Genomic DNA, 20,406 nt, shown 5'->3' on the forward strand with positions numbered 1-20,406 from the left:
CGTGGTCTAAATCCCCTTGTCCTGCAGCCACATCTCAAGCAGTGCCAGCTGCCAGAGCTGGTTCGCGCCGAGGGTGGTGCGAGGAGTATTGGGGTCCGCGAGGAGCGCGTCAACGTACTCCGGGCGGAACAATCCGCGTGTCCGGGCCTGGGGGGCATAAAGGGCATCCCGGACCAGGTCCAGCATCGGTCCTTCCAGGTGCCGGATGGCCGGAACCGGGAAGTAGCCCTTGGTGCGGTCGATCACTTCGTCGGGCACCACGCCCCGGGCGGCGTCCTTGAGCACGCCCTTGCCCCCTGATGCAAGCTTTAGCTCGGGCGGGCACGCGGCCGCCAGTTCGACGAGCTCGTGGTCGAGGAACGGGACCCGCGCCTCCAGCCCCCAGGCCATGGTCATGTTGTCCACCCGCTTGACCGGGTCGTCGACCAGCATCACCTGCGAGTCGAGCCGCAGCGCCGCGTCCACGCTGGTGGTGGCCCCGGCCCGGCCGAAGTTCGTCTCGACGAACACGCGGCTCTCATCGGTCGCGAGCATCCACGACGGGCTCAGCTGCCGTGACAGGGTCTCGAAATCACGATCGAAGAACTCCGCCGCGTACGCCGTGACGGCACCGTCCCGCGGAACGTTCGCGAGCGGCGGGTACCAGCTGTAGCCGGCGAAGATCTCGTCCGCGCCCTGCCCCGACTGCACCACCTTGACGTGCTGCGAGACGTCCTCCGAGAGCAGGTTGAAGGCGACGCAGTCGTGGCTGACCATGGGCTCGCTCATCGCGGCCACGGTGCGCGTGACCGCGGGCAGGAACCGGTCGCGCCCGATCCGGATCTGGTGGTGCTCGGTGTCGAACTGCTTGGCGATCAGATCGGAGTACGCGAACTCGTCGCCCTGCTCGCCGGCCGCCGCCTCGAACCCGATGCTGAACGTGGTCAGCCCGCGCTGACCCTGCTCGGCCAGCAGCGCCACGATCAGGCTGGAGTCGAGCCCGCCGGAGAGCAGCACGCCGACCGGCACGTCGGCGACCATCCGCCGCTCGACCGCGACCCGCAGCTTCTGCCCGACCTCGTGGGCCCACTCCTCGGAGCTGAGATCGCGGGCGCGGGTGAAGCCGGCCTCCCAGTAGACGCGCTCGGTGCTGGTCCCGTCGGCCTTGATCACGCGTACGGTCGCCGGCGGCAGCTTGCGCACCCCGGCGACGATCGTCCGCGGCGCCGGGACCACCGAGTGGAACGTCATGTAGTGCTGGAGGGCGACCCGGTCGAGCGACGTGTCGACGTCCCCGGCGGCGAGCAGCGCCGGCAGCGTGGACGCGAAGCGCAGCCGGCCCGGGGTCTCGGCCAGGTAGAGGGGCTTGATGCCGAGCCGGTCGCGGGCCAGCATCACGGTGCCCGAGCCGTGCTCGACGATCGCGAAGGCGAACATGCCGAGGAAGTGGTCGACACAGCCGGCGCCCCACCGGTGGTACGCCTTGAGGATCACCTCGGTGTCGGAGGTGGAGAAGAACGTGTAGCCGTACCCCCGGAGCTCGTCCCGCAGCTGCTGATAGTTGTAGATACAGCCGTTGAAGACCAGGGTGAGGCCGAGTCCGTCGTCGGTCATCGGCTGCCGTCCGGCGTCGGACAGGTCGATGATCTTGAGGCGGCGGTGGCCCAGCACGACCGCGCCGCGGGTCTCCAGCCCCTCGCCGTCCGGGCCGCGGGATTCCAGGCAGGGCAGCATCGCGCGGACGGCGTCGGCGTCCGCGGGCCGTTGGTCGAACCGGAGCTCTCCGGCGATGCCGCACATGATGGGACCTCCCAGGGTCATCAGATTGTGGGTCGGATGTTGCGGATCCATGTCGTAGCCGTAACGGCCTTATCCCGTTGCCTATATGCGCTCAGAGCAAGGGCCCTGCTCTGAGCGCATATAGGCAACACTCAGCTGAGCAGCCACGTGTCCTTCGAGCCGCCGCCGCGGGACGAGTTGACGATCATCGAGCCGGCCGGGGCGACGCGGGTCAGCGCGGCCGGGGCGACCACCGACTCGCGGCCGGTGAAGACGAACGCCCGCAGGTCGACGTGCCTCGGGGCGAGCTGGTGGCCGTCGAACACCGGGTGGGTGGAGAGGTCGACGACCTCCTGGGCCACCCAGCGGTGCGGCGCGGCGTTGATCTGCCGGCGTACCGCGGCCAGGTCTTCCGGCCGGGCGTGCGGGCCGATCACGATCCGGTCGCCGCCGTAGCCGTCGACCGGCTTGCAGACCAGCTCGTCCAGCCGGTCGAGCACCTCGGCCCGCTGCTCGGGGATGCCGCAGAGGTACGTCGGCACGTCGGCCAGCAACGGCTTCTCGCCCAAGTAGTACTCGATCAGCCGCGGCACGTACGCGTACACGGCCTTGTCGTCGCCGATCCCGTTGCCGAGCGCGTTGGCCAGCACCACGGTGTCGGCGTGCAGCGCCGCGACCAGGCTGGGCCCGAGCGGCATGCCGTCGGCGCCGGGGGAGTGCATCAGACTGTCCTCGCCCATCCGCAGGTAGATCACGTCCACCCGGTGGCGTTTGCCGTCCCGGAGCCGGTGCACGATGCCGTCGTCCACGAACAGCTCGGTGCTGCGGACCAGCGGGATGCCCATCTCCTCGGCCAGCATCCGGTGCTCGAACCAGGCCGAGTCGTCCGGGCCCTGGCTGAGCAGCACCACCTTGGGGTCGTCGCCGGCCGACGGGCCCGCCGCCTCACGCAGCGCGGTGCGCAGCAGGGCCGGGGTGCCCTCGACGCTGAGCAGGCCCTCGGGCCGGGGCAGCTCGGGCAGGACGCTCTCGGTGAGCCGGCGGTTCTGCATCGAGTAGCCGATGCCCGACGGCACCCGCAGGTTGTCCTCCAGCACACACCAGCGGCCCTCGCCGTCGCGCACCAGGTCGACGCCCGCGACCTGCGCGCGTACCCCCGGCCGGGCGATCAGCGCGCCGCTGGGCCGCAGCTCGGGCGAGCCGTCGATCACCCATTCCGGCACCACGCCGTCCTTGACCACGAGCCGGTCGGCGTACACGTCGCCGACGAACGCGTCCAGCGCCCGGACCCGCTGCACCAGACCGGCCCGCAACCGCCGCCAGTCGTCGGCCGGGACCAGCCGCGGCACCAGGTCGAACGGGAACAGCCGGGTGGCCGCCTCGCCCGCCACCGAGAACGTGATGCCGCGGGCGCGCTGCTCGTCGTCGCGGGCGTCCTCACGCTTGCGCAGACCGGCGCTGCCCAGGGCGGAGAGAACATTGACGATCCCGGTGTACGAGTGAGCGACGTCCCCGCCCGGGAAGGCTTCGTCGCCCTCGGCCGCGTACGGGAACAGCCCGGCCGGCACGGTCTGCCCGTCCGGCCCGATGCCGGTCGCGCCGCCCCGGGTGTCGGCCACCACCAGGTCGATCACGTCGGAGAGCCGGCCCCGGCGCTGCATGGCCCGCCGCTGCCGGGACGCCGAACTGCCCCGGCTCAGCGCCTGCACGCTCAGGTCGAACACCTGCTCCCAGTCGCCCAGCTGCTCGAGCTGCGGGCGCAGGTCGGTGATCAGCCGCTCGACGGCCACCGCGGCCGGCACCGGCACCGGCGAGCGGGGCAGGTCGAGCAGGTCGCCCTCCAGCCCGGAACGGGCCGCCCGCCACATCGCCGCGCGGTGCACCGGCGGCCGGACCCGCGTCTGCGGGCGGCCGGCCCGGTAGTCCTGCTGGGCCCGCAGCACCAGGCCGCGGAACAGGCCGGCCAGCAGCACCACGGTGTCCGCCTCGGGGCAGGCGTCGGTCACCCGCAGCTCGACGGTGGGCAGGTGGGCCGAGGGCCGGACGTCGAAGTAGACCATCTTGGGGTCGGTGATCGTGCCGGACGCGATCAGGTCGGCGACCAGTTGGTCATGGTCGGCGGCCGAGCTCACCTCGCCGCTGTCGCCGGCCGTCGGCCAGCGCAGCCAGACCAGCGAGCGGACGCTGGCGTAGCCGGAGTCCTCGCCCATCCAGTACGGCGAGCTGGCCGAGAGCGCGAGCAGCACCGGCAGGGCGGGCGCCACCCGCTGGGCGACCGACACGGCCTCGTCGCGGTCGGCGATGCCGACGTGCACCTGCGCGCCGCAGATCAGCTGCTCGCGGGCGAGCATCTGGTATTCGTCGAGCATCCGGCGGTAGCGTGAGGTCGGCGTGACCGGCAGCGAGTCCAGGTCGACGAGCGGGACGGTGCCGGCCGCGACCAGCCCGAGGCCGAGCGACTCGGCGACGCCGATGGCCTCCCGGCGCAGCCGGACGATGCCCTCACGCAGCCCGTCGAGGGTCGCCGTGACCGGGGTGTTCGTCTCCACCACCGAGCGGTGCAGCTCGGCCGAGAAGTGTTCCGGGTCGAGCCGGTCGAGCACGTCGGGGGCCCGCGGTACGAGCTCACGGGTCTTGAGATCGACGACGTGCAGCTCCTCCTCGACCCCGAGGGTCAGATCAGTGCCGTTGCCGATGCCCTCCTCCCCGTCGTCCGCGGTGACCTTCAGTGACTCCGTCATGCGTCCGCCTCTGTACGTCCGGATGCCATCTCCGGAGCCTCGCCAAAACGTGTTCCAGGCATGTGACGTGCCCATTTCCACCGGTAGTCAAGCACCTCGCCGCACGCGAAGACCTTGATCAATGTGTGGCTGGAGGGGTATTCGTGCAGCTCAGGGGACTGTAGCGTCGGGTGATGTGACCGACGATTTACGCCTGCGCCGCCGTGGAGTGTTAACCCTGGCGGCGCTGACCGCATCGATGGCCGCGTGCTCGCGAAACGCCCCCGAGGCGGCCGCGCAGCCACGCACCGTGATCCCACCGGTGTCCACCCCTCCGGATATGCCCGTTCCGTCCCTCTCACCGTCGGCCACGCCGTCGCCCAGCGCGACCAGCAAGGCCGCGGCCCCGAAGGAGGACGGCGACGAGGCCGAGGACAAGCCGGCCGCCAAGAGGACCGGCAAGGGCGGGCCGGTGCCGGCGCTGGACCGGGTGATGCTCGGCTCGTACCTGGCCCTGGGCGGGAAGTCGCTGTCCGAGAGCCTGGCGCTGCGCCGCCGCCAGCTGGGGCGCGAGCAGAAGATCGTGCACCAGTTCTGGGGCTGGTCCGAGCGGATGCCCTCGTCGGTGTCGATCGGCTCGTCGACCCTGATGGTGTCGTGGCACGGGACGAAGCTGGCGCCGGTGGCCGGTGGCGCGCGGGACTCGGTCATCGAGGCCGCGGCGAAGCGGCTGGCCGCGTACCGGAAACCGATGTTGTTGCGCTGGGCCTGGGAGATGAACGGCGACTGGTTCGAGTGGGGCGGCCCGAACAACGGGCGTGACCCCGGGCTGTACGTGACCGCGTTCCGCCGGATCCACCGGATCTTCCGGGCGAACGGGGCGGACAACGTCGCCTTCGTGTGGAGCCCGAACTGGAACTCCTCGCCGAACACATCGGCCAACGCGATGGGCAAGTACTACCCGGGCGACGCCTACGTCGACTGGGTCGGGGTGTCCGGCTACGACTTCTACTCCGAGTCGCCGTCGACGCTGTTCCGGCCGGTGGTCTCGGCCTACGGCAGGCGCAAGCCGATCATCGTGACCGAGACCGCGGCGATCGACCACGGTCGCGGCAGCAAGGCGTCCTGGATCGGCAAGCTCTCGGCGTACGTCCGGAGCACCCCGTCGATCGGCGCGGTGGTCTGGTTCGACACCGACGTGCAGGACGATTCGAAGCACAACTTCCGCTTCGACACGTCCAGCGACGCCCTGGCCGCCTACCGCTCGATGGCCCGGAGTGCCCGGTTCTCGGGCTGAGGAACGCATTTGTCCGGAAGCGAGCACAATGGACGGTCACGCTTCGCGTAGACGACGGCCTATCTCCGTGACGTTGCCGCGTCGATCAACGAACAGACCCTGGGGCTGTGCGGCTGGCGCGGGTAGGAGACACTTTCCTGCATGTCGGGTGTGATGGAGCTGGGCGCGCGGGACCCGCGCCAGGTCGGCCCCTACCGCCTGCTCCAGAAGCTGGGCGGGGGCGGTCAGGGCACGGTCTACCTGGGCACCGACGGCGGCGACGAGCGGGTCGCGGTCAAGGTGCTCAACACCGACTTCGACGACACCGGCCGGCTCAAATCGACGCTGAACCGCGAGCTGCTCAGCGCCCAGTCGGTCGCCGCGTTCGTCACCGCCGGCGTCATCACGTTCGACCTCGACGCCGACCCGCCGTACATCGTCACCGAGTTCGTGGACGGGCCGACCCTCCAGGAAGACGTGCTCTCCGGCCGCGGCCCGCTCCGCGGCAGCCGGCTCAACGACCTGGCCATCCAGACGGTCATCGCGCTGGAGGCGATCCACGGCGCCAACGTGGTGCACTGCGACTTCAAGCCGGCCAACATCATCCTCGGGCCCAGCGGCGTCAAGGTGATCGACTTCGGCATCGCCCGCGCCTGGGAACAGGTGCACCAGGCGGCCAGCCGGGTCATCGGCAGCGCCCACTTCATGGCGCCCGAGCAGGTCGAGAACCAGCCGCTCGGGCCGCCCGTCGACATGTTCGCCTGGGCCTCGACGATGGTGTTCGCGGCCACCGGGAAATACGCGTTCCCCGGCGGCAGCCCGGTCGCGGTCGGCGTGGCCGTGGTCCAGGCCGAACCGCGGCTGCACGGGCTGAACGGGCAACTGGCCGAGCTCGTCCGTGCCTGTCTGCGCAAGAATCCGCTGGAGCGGCCGACCGCGGCCCAGGTCCGCCAGGCGCTGATGGCGCCGCCCGGTCAGCGCCCGGCCACCGGCGATCCGGTCGCCTACCAGCCCGGGTCGGCGACGCCCTACATGCCGGTGCCCCAGTCGCCGGCGCCGCCGGCCCGGCCGGTCGAGCCGACGATCTACGAGCTTCCGGTGGCCACGGCGTACCCGACCGCCGCCGGCCGGCCGATGGCGCCGCCACCGCCGCCGCGCCGCAACGGCGGGAAGATCGCGCTCACCTTCTTCCTGGTGCTGCTGATCCTGGCCGGCGCGGGCGTGTCCGGTTACCTGTGGTGGGACCGGGCGCAACGCCGGGAAGCCACCGGTTCGCCGGGCGGCTCCGACCCGGTGAGCGGCGGCGGTACGGACGACCCGAACCTGGCCGTGCTCCAGGCGTTCGCCGGCGACCAGCCGTTGGCCGAATGCGTGGTGGGCACCCCGAACGACCGGCAACTCGCCCGGCGCGGCTGCACGGTCGACGGGATGTCGGTCACCTACGCGCTCTACAAGAAGACCTCCCTGCGGGACGCCGAGCGGGCGAAGGTCCAGAACAACCACGACCACAACTCGCCCCAGGAATGCCTGAGCCAGACCGGCATCAGCCCGGACAACCGGCGCGGGCGATACATCGAGTACACGTACAAGGCCGGGGACGACAACCGGTGGTACGCGGCCATCTGGTGGGACGACGGTGAGTCCCGGGCGGATGGCGCCACAGTGCTGACGATGCGTACGCCCTGGGACCAGAAGTCCGCCGACCCCGCCCAGTCGCTGCGTCAGGCGTGGCTGAGCTGGGGTTACAGATTGGCCGACTGAGACTGTGTCTTTGCTGAGCGCACACGTCGCGTAACCCGGGGTTAACCGACGGCCTATACGGTTCCGATATGCCGGATTTGTTCCGACGAGACCTGCCAGCTTCCGTGGTGGTCTTCCTCATCGCCATTCCCCTGTCCCTCGGCATCGCCGCCGCCTCAGGCGCGCCGCTCATGGCCGGTCTCATCGCCGCCGTCTGCGGCGGCCTCGTCGCCGGCGCCCTGAGCGGCGCACCGCTCCAGGTGAGCGGCCCCGCCGCCGGCCTCACCGTGATCGTCGCCGGAGTCGTCGCCGACTTCGGCTGGGCCGGCACCGCCGCCGTGGTCGCCCTGGCCGGCCTGGTGCAGATCGGCCTCGGCGCGGCCCGGCTCGGCCGTACCGCCCTGGCCCTGTCACCCGCCGTCGTGCACGGCATGCTGGCCGGCATCGGCGTGGTGATCGCCCTCAGCCAGCTGCACGTCGTCCTCGGCGGCGAGGCCCAGAGCCACGCGCCCGGGAACCTGCTCGACCTGCCGGCCCAGATCCTCGGATCCCACACGCCGTCGGTGCTGATCGGCCTGCTGGCCGGTGCGATCATGCTGATCTGGCCGAAGCTGGTGCGCACCTCGCTGCTGCCCGCCGCCCTGATCGCGGTGGTCGCCGCGACCCTGACCGCGATGCTGGCCGGCCTCGACGTGGCGCGGGTCGACCTGCCCGACCAGCCGCTGGACGCGATCGTGCTGCCGTCGTGGCCGTCCGCCTCCGTGGGCGCCATCGCCATCGCCGTGGTGACGATCGCGCTGGTGGCCAGCGTCGAGTCGCTGCTGTCGGCGGTCGCGGTCGACAAACTGCACGAGGGCCGCCGGGCCCGCCTCAACAAGGAGCTCGTCGCCCAGGGCGTCGCGAACAGCGTGTCGGGCCTGCTCGGCGGCCTGCCGGTGACCGGGGTGATCGTGCGCAGCTCGGCCAACGTCGCGGCCGGCGCCCGTACCCGGGCCTCGGCGATCATGCACGGCATCTGGGTGGCGGCGTTCGTGCTGCTGTGCGCCGGGCTCCTGGAGCAGATCCCGCTCGCGGCCCTGGCGGCGGTCCTGGTGGTGGTCGGCCTGCGCCTGGTCGACCTCGGCCACATCCGTGCGTACGTACGCCATCGCGAACTGCCGACCTACCTGGTGACCGCCCTCGGTGTGATCGCCTTCGACCTGCTCACCGGCGTGGCCCTGGGCATGGCCGTGGCGGCCCTGTCGATGCTGTGGCGGGTGGCCCGCTGCGACGTCCGCAGCACCGAGATCCGCCCCGGCCACTGGCTGGTCAACGTTACCGGCACCGCCTGCTTCATCGGCTCGGCCCGGCTGGCCCGCGAACTGGCCGCGCTGCCCGAGGCCCACTCGGTCGAGGTGGAACTGCATCTCGACTACCTCGACCACGGCGCCTTCGAGACGATCCGCGACTGGCGCGACGCCTACGAACGAACGGGCGGCCGCGTCGCCGTCCGCGAGGTCCACGACAGCTGGTTCCACCGGGCCACCGCCGGCCGCCTCGGTTCCGCCCGCAGCCGCCCGCCACGCTTCCTCGGCTCCTGGTCCCGCTGGCAGGCCCACGACCGCGGCGGCCGCGACGCCATGGCCGCCGGCATCGACGAGTTCGAACGCTCGGTCGCCCCGCTGGTCCGCCCCCACCTGGCCGGCCTGGCCCGGGCCGGCCAGCAGCCCGAGCAACTCTTCATCACCTGCGCCGACTCCCGCGTCGTCCCCAACCTGATCACCGGAAGCGGCCCCGGCGACCTCTTCTGCGTCCGCAACGTCGGCAACATCGTCCCGGTCTTCGGCGCCCCCGATTCGTCAGTGGGCGCCGCGATCGAATACGCCGTCGACGTCCTGGGCGTCTCGGTGATCACCGTCTGCGGCCACTCGGGCTGCGGCGCCGTCCGAGCCATGATGTCCGGCGGCGCGCCGCTCGACACATCCTTGGGCCGCTGGCTCTCCAAGGCCCGAACCGACGTCGCCGACGACAACGAGGAGTCCTGCATCGCCGCCAACGTCGTCCAGCAACTGGCCAACCTGCGCACCTACCCCAGCGTCGCCGCCGCCATCACCGAGGGCCGTCTCCGCCTGGCCGGCCTCTACTTCGACCTGGCCCAGACCCGCATGTATACCGTGGACGAGGAACAAGGCCTGCAACGCCCGATACCCGCCGCCTGACAGCCTTGCCGCCCCGGGCTGGCCGCCTCCGACCTCACGCGGTCAGCCCGCCTGTTTCATCCGCCACCAGTACTCCGGCGACGGCGGCCGGGGCTCGTACCGATACTTGGCGACCCGCACTTCCCACTGGCTACGCCTTCGGCAGACATCCCGCCACTCCCGGTCCCGATGAAAGGTCTCCGGAGGCCGGCTCAGCCCGTAGATGTCCCCCCACCACTCGCCCCGCTCCGGATCGAGAATCGTGTCCAGGTGACTGGGATAGCGCCGCTCCGCGCCGTCGCGGGTGTTCTCCCAGTCCTCCATCGGCAGCACGATCCGCCCTGCGGCGTCAACCGCCACCAGCCACAGCCCCGCCGACCGCAACAGCGCGAACATCACGCCCAGGCTCGGCGTCATGGTGCCGGCCTCGATCCGGCTGACCGTCGCGCGTGAGACGCCGGCGTCCCTGGCGATCTCGCGCTGGCTGTAGTCCGCGATCCGCCGAGCACGCCGGACAAGCCCCGCAGCGGGGTAGGCGTCGGGTCTCCGATGTGGCATGCCCCCGATGCTGGCAGATCCGCGGCCCCGCCCCTCCCACCCCTGTGGACAACCCCCTCACCGCTTTGCTCTGCGCACCCATACTCACCCCCTGCCGGCGCGGGGTCGTCGATCTCGCGTCACCAGGCGGACGAACAATTCTGCCGGCGCGGCGCCGTTGACGTCGCGCCGTGGCGACCTTTGGCCAGGTCAAGCCGGGGGTTCGTATGGGTGCGCAGAGCGGGAACGGTGCGGTGCCGTTCTGTCAGACGCCGGAGCGTCACCAGCAGCGACCAAGCGGGCCTCAAAGGCTGAACGGGTCGGCCTCAACCCCAGGTGGGAGCGTGGGTGAGTATGAGTGCGCAGAGCAAAGCGTCGTGGGGTGTTAGGGGAGGATGCCGGGAGGTGACGGAACGTGTGCGTGCCCGACCTCGGATGGTCACTGTTAATACTGCAACCGCACCTATGTTGATCTTCGGTGCCAGTGGGCTTGCTGGGCTTGCCATTTCCGGTCGCGGCGGAACAGTGACCCGGCTTTGGTGTGGTCGTTGTCCGGGTGACGCTGGTTGAGGGAGGGCGCCGATCAGACGGCGGGTTTCGGGCACGGTGATGGGTATGAGCTGCTGATTCTCTGTCCGGGTACCCCTTTTTGATGTTCGGTGGCGCGGATGGGCGGCGAGCCAGGCCAGGGCGAGCATCGATAAGGTGATGTGGGCGTACCAGCCTCGCCAGGTGCGGACCTGGTAGTCGTCCAGGCCGGTTTCCTGCTTGGCTTGTTTGAAGCATTCCTCCACGGCCCATCTGCGTTCGGCGACCCAGGTCAAGGTGGCCAGGGTGGTTCGCCAAGGTGCGTAGCAGATGTAGTGGGCGATCTCGGTGGGGTCGCTGATACTGCGCCGGGCGAGGAGCCAGTACCCGCGTCCCGGCGCCCAGTAGGGCCGGATCGCGACGCGTATCCAGTCGTAGACGCGGGGTCCGTGGGCGCCGTCACCGCAGGACAGGCGTTTCCACGCCCTCGCCGGGAGTCCGGCGATGATGGTGTCGACCCGGCCGTAGCCGATGCCGGTGGACGGACACGTCGTCGTTGCAGCGGGTCGCCACCACATAGGACACATCGTGCTCCTCAAGCCAGACCCGTAGGTATTTGACCTGCCCGAAGGCTTCATCGGCGGTATACCAGGCGAACGGCACCCGCGCGTTGATCGCGCGTTGCGGCATGTCGATCGCGGCCCGCGGCTTGGTCTGCAGTTCGATGTCCTCGGGGATCCCCGCCGCGCGGCAGCGATCCGGATCACTGGTCCAGGACTCGGGCAGATACAGGTGCCGGTCGATCAGAGCGTGTCCGGCCGGAGCGACATAGGCCAGGAACGTGCCGATCTGGCAGTTGTCCTTCTTGCCGCTGGTGCCGGTGTATGCCGTTGCACCCCGGCGGATTTCACGCCTTTCTTGACGAAGCCGGTGTCGTCGTTGACCAGCACGGCCCCGGTATGACCGAGCCGGTCGACCACGTAGTCGCGGATGTCATCACGCACACCATCGATGTCCCAATCCGCACGGCGCAGTAGTCGCTGCATCCCGTCCGGGCTGAGTTCGCCGGCCTGTTCCGCGATGGTCCAGCCGTTCTTACGTTCCAACCCGGCGATCAACCCACCCACATACCGGCCTACTCGCTCACGCGGCTCTGACCTGCCGAAACGAGCACCCACCACATCCAACAGCCCGTCCAGCTCAGCCTGCCAGCCCTCGACATCAACGTCAGCCACAAGCAGCCAACGCGCAAGCGGCCCAACCCGAAACGCCAGGTGCCGTTGCAGTATTAGGGCAGGACTGAGGCGGTCACGGCGCTGTGGTGGGCGGCCACGACGATGTCGCAGGGAACGACTGAGTCGCGACGAGCGGGTCGGTCGGGGGCGCGGGAACGGGCTGTCAGCCGCGACCGGGCTGGAGGACTCGCTGGAGGAAGGTGCGGGTGCGCTCGTGTTGGGGGTTGGCCAGGACGTCGGCGGGTGGGCCGGTCTCGATGATGCGGCCGGCGTCCATGAAGACGACTCGGCTGGCCACGTCTCGGGCGAAGGACATCTCGTGGGTCACCACGATCATGGTCATGCCCTCTTCGGCCAGTTTTCGCATCACCGTGAGGACGTCGCCGACCAGTTCGGGGTCTAGGGCCGAGGTGGGCTCGTCGAAGAGCATCAGGCCGGGGTGCATGGCCAGGGCCCGGGCGATGGCGACTCGCTGTTGCTGGCCGCCGGAGAGCTGGCCGGGGTAGGCCGTCGCGCGGTCGGCCAGGCCGACGCGGGAGAGCTGGGTGCGGGCCTCGGCGGCCGCCGCGGACGACGAGCGGCGGAGGACGCGGCGCTGGGCCACGGTGATGTTGCCCTGCACGGTCAGGTGGGGGAAGAGGTTGAAGTGCTGGAAGACCATGCCGATGTGGCGGCGGGCGGCGTCGAGGTCGGTGTCGGGGTCGGTCAGCTCGACGCCGTCGACGGTGACCGAGCCGGACGTCGCCGCCTCGAGGGCGTTGACGCAGCGCAGCAGGGTGGACTTGCCGGAGCCGGACGGGCCGACCAGGCAGACCACCTCGCCGGCCTCGACGTCGAAGTCGATGCCGCGCAGCACCTCGTTGTCGCCGAACGACTTGTGCAGGTCACGGATCTCAACGAACGGCACGGGCCGACCTCCGCTCCAGCAGCCGGACCACCTGGGACAGCGGCAGCGTGATGACCAGGTAGAGCAGGCCCGCCACGACCAGGGGAGTGGCGTTGACCTGCTGGTTGAGGGCGTCGCCGGCGTACTTGGTCAGCTCGATGGTGCCGGCGGTGACGCCCAGGACGTACACCAGCGAAGTGTCCTTGGTCAGCGAGACGAACTCGTTGGTGAGCGGGGGCAGGACGATGCGCAGCGCCTGCGGGAGGACGATCGAGATCATCGCGCGGGTCGGCGACATGCCCAGCGAGCGGGCCGCCTCGGTCTGGCCGCGCGGGACGGCCTGGATGCCGGCGCGCAGGGTTTCGGCCGTGTACGCCGCCGCGGTCGCGCCGAGCCCGACCGTCACCGAGCCGAAGAGGCCGCCGGGGATCTCGCGGTCGGGGAAGGCCAGCGGGATGCCGTAGCCGACCAGGAAGAGCACCAGCAGGGCGGGCAGGCCGCGGAAGATCTCGATGTACGCCGTCGCGAACCACCGGTACGGCGCCACCGACGACAACCGGGCCAACGCCAGGGCCAGGCCCACGACCAGGCCGAACACGAACGCCAGCAGGGTGTAGATCAGGGTGTTGACCAGGGCCGTGGTGACCACGCCGGGGAACATGGAGCCGGCCACGTCGGGGCGCAGGAACGCCTCGGCGAGCCGGCCCCAGTCGGCGGCCAGCACCACGAGGAGCAGGACGCTGACAAAGACCGCGTATGCGATGCCTCGGGTCAGCCGCCGCCGGGCGCGAACCTTCACTTGGCCGCCGGCTTGGGGCCGATCCATTCGGCGTAGAGCGCGTCGTACGTGCCGTCGGTGCGGGACGCGGTGAGCACCTCGTTGACCGTCTTCAGCAGGTCGGGGTCGCCGGTCTTCTTGAGCGCGAACCCGTACTGCTCGCCGGTGTCGAAGCCGGTCGGCACCTCGACCTTGCCGGGGTTCTTCTTGATGTAGTCGTTCCACACCGGCAGGTCGCCGACGGCCGCCTCGATCTGCCCGGTGCTCAGCGCCTGCTGTTCGGAGCCGAGGTCCTTGTACGACACCACCTCGACGTCGAGGCCGTCCTTCTTCACCTGCTCCTTGACGTACGCCTCACCGGTCGTGTCGCCCTGCACCCCGAGCCGCTTGCCCTTCAGGTCGGCCAGGGATTTGTACGGTTTGCCGGTGAGCACGACCAGCGCCTGGGTGGCGTCGAAGTAGGGCTCGGAGAAGTTGAGCACCTTCTTGCGCTCGTCGGTGATGGTCATACCGGCCGCGGCGATGTCGCATTTGCCGGTGTTCAGGTCTTGACCCGACTTGATGCCCTCGAACGGGGTGTCGACGATCGCCTGCGTCACGCCGAGCTTCTTGGCCACCAGGTCGATCAGGGCGACGTCGAAGCCGACGACCTTGCCCGAGGCGTCCTTCGACTGGAACGGCGGGTAGGGCAGGTGGGTGCAGGTGGTGATCGTGCCGGCCTTGACCAGGGTCACCCCGCCGGACTCGCCGCTGGTGTCCTTCTTGGCGCAGCCGGCCGGGATCAGCAGGACCGCCACGGCGGCCGCGGAAAGAAAGTATCGACGCATCTGATCACCCTACCGATCACATAGGGATTCCGGGGGTGGCCTGGGCCACCCCCGGAGAACGATTCAGTTGCGGTTGATGGTGAATGTCGACGTGGTGTTCTCGATGTCCCGCCAGTTGTTCGAGAGGCGGAGACCGGTGAAGGTGGCCGAGCCGACCGCCGGGCCCTGACCCTGCTCGGGGCCGGGGTTGGCCCAGATGCCGAAGCCGGACTTGGCGTCGAACTCGTCGCCGCTCTTCTGGGCGCCGCTCACCGACACGTTGGTGAACACGGTGTCGGTGATCGGCTGCAGCGGCGTGGTCGGGCTGGAGTACTTGGTCTGGAACATGATGCCGTGGTAGGTCGGGTCGACGATGTCGACGTTGCTGATCCGGATGCCGCGGAGCTCCTTCTCACCGCTGTGCACCCAGAGCGCGGGGAAGGTCTGCTGACCCCAGAAGTGCCCACCGGCCCGGACGATCGAGATGTTGTCGAAGTTGGTCGTCGGCGTGGACCCGAAGCCGAGCATCGGGATGCCGAAGTCGATCGACGCGATCGTGACGCCCGAATAGACCAGGGTGTCGGCGATGTAGATGTTCTTGAACGTGTTGCCCTGGCCGCCGTAGACCGCCAGCCCGGCCGCGCGCCAGGTGAGCGTGCTGGACAGGTTCTGGAAGACGTTGCCGGTCTGCTGCTGGTTGTTGGAGTCGATCGCGGCGAACAGCGCGAAGCTGTCGTCCCCGGTGGCCCGGGCGTCGACGTTGTCGATCAGGTTGCCGGTGCTGCCGTTGGTCATGTTGATGCCGTCGGCGAACATGTTCCGGATCCGGGAGTTGCGGACCACCATGTTGTCGACGTTGGCGCCCCAGTAGAGGCACATCTGGTGCTCGGTCCAGATGTTGTCGACGGTCATGTTGGCCACGTTGTTGAAGTCGAACACCTTGCCGGGGCCGTCCTGGCGGATCGTCCAGTTGCCGAAGAACCCGAAGTTCTTGAACGTCGAGCCGTTGGCCGAGGCCTCGGCCCGGAACCCGGCGTCGGTCTCGGTCTGGTTCTGCGGCGTGAAGAACCGGGTGTACCAGGGCCCGGCCCCGACCACCTGGATGGCCCGGCCGTACACGCTGAACTTGCTGTTCGTCGCGTAGTCACCGGCCGGCAGGTAGACGCCGGCCTTGCTGGTGTCCTGACGGGCGGCGTCCAGCGCGTTCTGCACCGACTGGTGGTCGAAGCCGGCCGGCACCACGAAGGTCGACGGGTTCGGGTTGGCGATCGGGGCGACCTGCTCGGTGTTGATGAAGTCGATGGTGATGGTTCCCGCGTTGCCGCCGTCCTTCTGCAGCTTGATCGTGCTGCCGCCCGGGAACGAGCCGGTCAGCATGATGTTCGCCTCGTCGTAGATGTGCCGCGGCCCGGTGCCGGAGTTCTGCGGCTGTGCCTCCGGTCCGTAGAGCCACGCGTACTTCGAGGTCAGCGGCAGCGTCTTGTTGAGCGAGCCGTTGACGTACACGTTGATCGAGCTGGTCGTGCCGTCCGGGATGGAGAACCGGGCGACCACCGTGTTCGTGCTGGCCTTGGTGGTCCACTGCACGTACGAGCCGGTGCTCGGCAGGGTCACCGCGCGCCGCCCGGACGCCTCGCCGGCCAGGTCGCCGATCCGCCGGTTCGCGGCCAGCACCTGGGCGCCGCCGCCGGTCTGGCCGTCCTCGGCCTCGTACATGTCGTACGGCATGTTGGCGCCGCGCCCCACGAAGAACGTCCGGTCCGACGTGTTGTTGGCCTGCTTGACCGGCAGCTCGTTGGCGTCGTTGGCGAGCACCACGCGAACCGTGTACTTGCCGTTGGCCGCCGTCCAGCTGCCGAGGCTGATGGCCGGTGACGAGGCGCCGGGCGCGAGCGTGCCGGTGTACGAGCCGGTCATCGTCTGCACCGTGCCGCCCGACTCGTTGAGCAGGGTGAGCGTGATGCCGTGGGCGCCACCGGCCGAGGCCGAGGTGCCCTGGTTCTGGATGGTCACGCTGAACGCCACCGAGTTGCCGGCCGACGGGTTGCTCGGCGACCAGGTGACCACCGAGGCGACCAGGTCCGAGCTGGCCACCGGGGAGACGGTCAGGGCGGAGCCGGTGAACGCGTTGTTCGCGTCGTTCTGCTCGACCACGGTGTTCGCCTCGTCGACGACCGCGCGGAGGGCGTACGTTCCCGCGTTCCGCGCCCCGATGTTCGCGGTCACCGTGGCCGAGGCGCCGGCCGCCAGCGCGCCGACGTTGGTGGTGCCGACCTTGGTCGTACCCAGATAGAAGTTGACGTTGCTGGCCGGCGACCCGGCGTTGCCCGCGTTCCGGACCGTGGCCGACAGCGTGATCGCGTCGGTCTCGACCGGCGCCGACGGCGACGCGGAGAGGGCGGTGACGGTCAGGTCGGGGTTCGGCGCGGGGGTGCCGAAGACCTGGAACTCGGCGACCTGGCCGCTGGGCGCGCCCGAGTTGCCGGTGAAGCTGAGCCGCAGGTCGGCGGCGGTCGCGCTGACCGGAACGGTCACGGTGTTGCCGGTGGACGGATTGAACGTGTACGTCGCCGAGCCCACCAGCGTGGTGAAGGCCGACGCGTTCTGTTCCCGCCCGAGCACCGAGAACGTCTGCGTCCGCTGCCCCCAGACCGGGTCCGGGTTGAGCTTGACCACGATCGACGACGTGCCGACGTTGGCGCCGAGCTTGACGGTCAGGGTCGCCGGGTACGCGCCACCCTCCCAGTAGGTGCCGGTGTTGTCGTCGTTGGCGTTGGCCGCGACGAAGTTCTGCGTCACCGACGAGGCTTCGATGGGCTTGCCGGCGGCCAGGTTGCTGCCGGCCGGCGGCGGCGGGTCGGGGTCGGTGCCGCCGGGACCGTAGACCTCGAGCTCGGACAGCTGCCCGGCCGGCCAGCCGGTGTTGGCGGTGATGGCGACCCGGACGAATCGGACGGCGGCCGAGCTGAGGTCGATCGTCACGGCGTTGCCGGTGGCCGGGTTGAAGACCCGCCCGGCCGAGGGCGACAGAGTGCTGAACGACGACCCGTCGGCGCTGCCCTGAATGCTCAGCGTCTGCGTGCGGGTGTCCCACGCGGTCGCCGGGGGAAGCTTCAGGACGGCCTGGTTGACGCTGGTGGAGGCGCCCAGGTCGACCTGGAGGTACTGCGGGAAGGCGTTGCTGGTGCTCTCCCAGTAGGACGACGTGTTGCCGTCGCCCGCGTTGCCGGGTTGGTAGGCCTGGACCGAGCTGCTGGCGGTGAAGGCCTTGCCGGCGGCCAGGTTGGGACCGGCGGCGTGGGCGGCGGTGGGGACGAGGAGGACGGTGGCGGCCGCGACGGAGGCTGCGACCAGGGAGCGGATCATGGGGGTACCTACTTCCCGGGGTGGAGGCGGAGCCAGACGGCCGCGTCCGGCGGCAGCAGGGTGCCGTCGAGCGGGCCGCTGGCCAGCAGGCAGGAGTGGTGATCCGGCAGGGGGACGGGAATGCCGGACATGTTGAGCACACACGCGAACGCGGATCCGCGGGTGTAGGCGAGCACTCCGGGCGCGGCGTCCAGCCAGGCCATCGTGCTCCGATGCAGTCCCTCCTCCGTACGGCGAAGATGGATCGCCGCGCGGTAGAGCTCCAGCATCGAACTCGGGTCGCCGGACTGGGCCTGGACCGTGCGGTCCTTCCACTCGGCGGGTTGGGGGAGCCAGGGCGTGCCGGTGCTGAAGCCGAACGGCGGCTCGTCACCGGACCAGGGCAGCGGCACCCGGCAGCCGTCCCGGGAGTGGCCGCGCCGCTGCCACATCGGGTCGACGAAGGCGTCGGCCGGAATGTTCTCGTTCTCCCAGAGGCCCAGCTCCTCGCCCTGGTAGATGTAGGTGGCGCCGGGCAGCGAGAGGGACAGCAGCGCGGCGGCCCGGGCGCGGCGGGTGCCCAGCTCCAGGTCGACCGGGGTGCCGTCGAGGTTCTCCTCGAAGCTGAACGTGGTCTTCGCGCGGCCGTACCGGGTGACGTGCCGGGTGACGTCGTGGTTGGACAGCACCCAGGTGGCCGGCGCCCCGATCGTCTCGTGCGCGGCGAGGGTCCGGTCGATGCACTCGCGCATCAGCTTGGGTTCCCAGGCGCAGCCGAGGAAGTCGAAGTTGAACGCGGCGTGCAGCTCGTCCGGCCGCAGGTACTTCGCGAACCGGGAGACGTCCGGCATCCACACCTCGCCGATCAGCGCGCGGTCGGGATAGGAGTCGGCCACCCGCCGCCAGGCCCGGTAGACGTCGTGCACCCCGTCCAGGTCGTGGAAGGGATGCGGCTCGCCGTCGATCACCTCGGGCAGGGTGCCGTCCTTGAGCAGCAGCGCCGCCGAGTCGATCCGGATGCCGTCGACGCCCCGGTCGAACCAGAACCGCAGGATGCTCTCGAACTCGGCCCGCACGTCCGGGTGCTCCCAGTTGAGGTCGGGCTGCTCCGGGGTGAACAGATGCAGGTACCACTGGCCGTCCGGCGCCTGGGTCCAGGTCGTGCCGCCGAACTCGCCGACCCAGTCGGTGGGCATGCGGTCGCCCCGCCCCGGCCGGAACCAGAAGTACTCGCGTTCCGGCGCATCCGGAGAAGCCAGCGCCGCTTGGAACCACGGGTGAGCGGACGAGATGTGGTTGGGCACGATGTCGACGATCATGCGGATGTTCACAGCGTGCGCCTCGGTGATCAGCGCTTCGGCCGCGGCGAGGTCACCGAACACCGGGTCGATGTCCCGGAAGTCGGCCACGTCGTAGCCGGCGTCGGCCATCGGGGAGGGGTACCACGGGCTCATCCAGATCGCGTCGACCCCGAGGCCGCGCAGGTGCTGGAGGTGGGCGCGGATGCCGTCGATGTCGCCGACGCCGTCGCCGTCGGAGTCCGCGAAGCTGCGGGGATAGATCTGATAAATCACAGCATTTCGCCACCACGGGTCATGGTCAGCCACTGCTACCTCTTTCCTTGTTGTGGAACCAGGAAGGGACTCAGCCCTTCATGGACCCCGCGGAGAGCCCGCCGATGATGCTGCGCTGGAAGATCAGGAAGATGACGATCATGGGTACGGAGGCGATCACGAGCCCGGCCATGAACTCGGTCTGCGGCACCTGGCTGGTGTTGGCGAGCCGGGCCAGGGCCACGCTCAGCGTCTGTTTCTCCGGGTCCTGGAGCACCAGCAGCGGCCAGAGGAAGTCCTTCCAGATGCCGATGATCGCGAAGATCGACACCACGCCGAGGACCGGGCGGGACAGCGGCAGCACGATCGACCACAGCACCCGCAACCGGCCGGCGCCGTCGATCGCCGCGGCGTCCAGCAGGTCGTTGGGGATCTGGTCGAAGAACCGCTTGAGCACGTACACGTTGAAGGCGTTGGCGGCGGCCGGCAGCCAGAGCGCCCACGGGGTGTTCAGCAGGTTCCACCCGAAGATCGGCAGGTCGGCGACGGTCAGGTAGGCGGGCACCAGCAGCGCCGAGGCCGGCAGCATCAGGCTGGCGAGCATCCCGCCGAGCACGATCCGGCTGAAGATCGGCCGGAGCTTGCTCAGCGCGTACGCCGCGAGCACGTCGACGACGAGCTGGATCAGCCAGCCGCCGAGCGCGTAGAACGCGGTGTTGAGGAAGAACTTGCCCATCCGCATGGTGGTCCACGCGGTGGCGTAGTTCTCCGGGTGCCAGGACGACGGCAGCACGATCGCCTTGCCCTCGGCCAGCTCGGCCGGCGTCTGCAGCGCGCTGGTGGCCATCCACCACATCGGATAGAGGAAGACCGCCGCGAACAGCAGCATGGTCACCGTGATCGCCACCAGATAGGCGACCCGATGGCGCTTCAGATCAATGGCCGAGATGAGGGTACGGGTGCCCGAGCCGTTTCCCCGGGTGCGGCGCCGGCGCCTGGGGCCGGTCGGGGCGGCCGCCACCTCGGTGAGCGCGGGCGGGGGCGGTGCGGTGAGCGTCATGTCGGGC

12 protein-coding genes and 1 pseudogene are annotated in these 20,406 nt (G+C 70.0%); 3 read left to right on the top strand and 10 right to left on the bottom strand.

Translation table 11 applies throughout. The annotated features are described in order from the left end of the window. Positions 1 to 6: 6 nt before the first annotated feature. Entirely contained in the window at positions 7 to 1,779 is a 1,773-nt protein-coding gene (locus AB0O15_RS10215) for an N-acetylglutaminylglutamine amidotransferase (protein ID WP_364316589.1), read from the bottom strand. Positions 1,780 to 1,910: 131 nt separating this feature from the next. Then, a complete protein-coding gene (locus tag AB0O15_RS10220; RefSeq protein ID WP_364316591.1) occupies positions 1,911 to 4,499 on the bottom strand; it encodes a carboxylate--amine ligase/circularly permuted type 2 ATP-grasp protein in 2,589 nt (862 codons plus the stop codon). A gap of 319 nt (positions 4,500 to 4,818) precedes the next feature. Between AB0O15_RS10220 and AB0O15_RS10225 the strand changes: the two genes are divergently transcribed. From AB0O15_RS10225 to AB0O15_RS10235, 3 genes are all read left to right on the top strand, one after another. Beyond that, positions 4,819 to 5,775 carry a glycosyl hydrolase gene (locus AB0O15_RS10225; RefSeq protein ID WP_364316594.1) on the top strand — a complete coding sequence of 319 codons (957 nt, stop codon included), beginning with the start codon at positions 4,819 to 4,821 and terminating at the stop codon, positions 5,773 to 5,775. A gap of 141 nt (positions 5,776 to 5,916) precedes the next feature. Then, entirely contained in the window at positions 5,917 to 7,515 is a 1,599-nt protein-coding gene (locus tag AB0O15_RS10230; RefSeq protein WP_364316596.1) for a serine/threonine-protein kinase, read from the top strand. Between the two features lie 68 nt (positions 7,516 to 7,583). Continuing rightward, on the top strand, positions 7,584 to 9,692 hold the full coding sequence (locus tag AB0O15_RS10235; RefSeq protein WP_364316598.1) for a bifunctional SulP family inorganic anion transporter/carbonic anhydrase: 2,109 nt from the start codon (positions 7,584 to 7,586) through the stop codon (positions 9,690 to 9,692). A 42-nt stretch (positions 9,693 to 9,734) separates the two neighbouring features. Here AB0O15_RS10235 and AB0O15_RS10240 read toward each other — a convergent pair whose 3' ends face one another. The 8 genes and pseudogenes from AB0O15_RS10240 to AB0O15_RS10275 all read right to left on the bottom strand — a co-directional run bounded on the left by AB0O15_RS10240 (position 9,735) and on the right by AB0O15_RS10275 (position 20,399). Continuing rightward, positions 9,735 to 10,229 carry a helix-turn-helix transcriptional regulator gene (locus tag AB0O15_RS10240; protein ID WP_364316601.1) on the bottom strand — a complete coding sequence of 165 codons (495 nt, stop codon included), beginning with the start codon at positions 10,227 to 10,229 and terminating at the stop codon, positions 9,735 to 9,737. A gap of 562 nt (positions 10,230 to 10,791) precedes the next feature. Then, positions 10,792 to 11,971 (bottom strand): annotated as a pseudogene (locus AB0O15_RS10245) (IS701 family transposase). 163 nt (positions 11,972 to 12,134) lie between these two features. Beyond that, positions 12,135 to 12,878, bottom strand: a complete 744-nt coding sequence (locus AB0O15_RS10250; RefSeq protein ID WP_364316603.1) for an amino acid ABC transporter ATP-binding protein — start codon at positions 12,876 to 12,878, stop codon at positions 12,135 to 12,137. Beyond that, the gene (locus AB0O15_RS10255) at positions 12,865 to 13,656 is read right to left on the bottom strand and encodes an amino acid ABC transporter permease (RefSeq protein WP_364316606.1); all 792 of its coding nucleotides are present in this window, start codon (positions 13,654 to 13,656) and stop codon (positions 12,865 to 12,867) included. Before AB0O15_RS10255 ends, AB0O15_RS10250 begins: the two co-directional genes overlap by 14 nt. Continuing rightward, positions 13,653 to 14,462 (bottom strand): transporter substrate-binding domain-containing protein, encoded by an 810-nt coding sequence (locus AB0O15_RS10260; RefSeq protein ID WP_364316609.1) that lies wholly within the window; start codon positions 14,460 to 14,462, stop codon positions 13,653 to 13,655. Before AB0O15_RS10260 ends, AB0O15_RS10255 begins: the two co-directional genes overlap by 4 nt. 63 nt (positions 14,463 to 14,525) lie before the next feature. Then, on the bottom strand, positions 14,526 to 17,807 hold the full coding sequence (locus tag AB0O15_RS10265; RefSeq protein ID WP_364316611.1) for a CARDB domain-containing protein: 3,282 nt from the start codon (positions 17,805 to 17,807) through the stop codon (positions 14,526 to 14,528). 8 nt (positions 17,808 to 17,815) lie between these two features. Further along, on the bottom strand, positions 17,816 to 19,393 hold the full coding sequence (locus tag AB0O15_RS10270; RefSeq protein WP_364316614.1) for a glycoside hydrolase family 13 protein: 1,578 nt from the start codon (positions 19,391 to 19,393) through the stop codon (positions 17,816 to 17,818). Positions 19,394 to 19,430: 37 nt separating this feature from the next. Next, a complete protein-coding gene (locus tag AB0O15_RS10275; RefSeq protein WP_364316616.1) occupies positions 19,431 to 20,399 on the bottom strand; it encodes a carbohydrate ABC transporter permease in 969 nt (322 codons plus the stop codon). Positions 20,400 to 20,406: the final 7 nt, after the last annotated feature.

Origin of the sequence: Actinoplanes sp. NPDC089786 (genome assembly GCF_040684855.1) — a bacterium.
Taxonomy (GTDB): domain Bacteria; phylum Actinomycetota; class Actinomycetes; order Mycobacteriales; family Micromonosporaceae; genus Actinoplanes.

Excerpts from the sequence above, each read along its gene's own strand:
- AB0O15_RS10215 (WP_364316589.1), bottom strand. The coding sequence starts at position 1,779 with ATGTGCGGCATCGCCGGAGAGCTCCGGTTCGACCAACGGCCCGCGGAC.
- AB0O15_RS10220 (WP_364316591.1), bottom strand. The coding sequence starts at position 4,499 with ATGACGGAGTCACTGAAGGTCACCGCGGACGACGGGGAGGAGGGCATC.
- AB0O15_RS10225 (WP_364316594.1), top strand. The coding sequence starts at position 4,819 with ATGCCCGTTCCGTCCCTCTCACCGTCGGCCACGCCGTCGCCCAGCGCG.
- AB0O15_RS10230 (WP_364316596.1), top strand. The coding sequence starts at position 5,917 with ATGTCGGGTGTGATGGAGCTGGGCGCGCGGGACCCGCGCCAGGTCGGC.
- AB0O15_RS10235 (WP_364316598.1), top strand. The coding sequence starts at position 7,584 with ATGCCGGATTTGTTCCGACGAGACCTGCCAGCTTCCGTGGTGGTCTTC.
- AB0O15_RS10240 (WP_364316601.1), bottom strand. The coding sequence starts at position 10,229 with ATGCCACATCGGAGACCCGACGCCTACCCCGCTGCGGGGCTTGTCCGG.
- AB0O15_RS10260 (WP_364316609.1), bottom strand. The coding sequence starts at position 14,462 with ATGCGTCGATACTTTCTTTCCGCGGCCGCCGTGGCGGTCCTGCTGATC.
- AB0O15_RS10265 (WP_364316611.1), bottom strand. The coding sequence starts at position 17,807 with ATGATCCGCTCCCTGGTCGCAGCCTCCGTCGCGGCCGCCACCGTCCTC.
- AB0O15_RS10275 (WP_364316616.1), bottom strand. The coding sequence starts at position 20,399 with ATGACGCTCACCGCACCGCCCCCGCCCGCGCTCACCGAGGTGGCGGCC.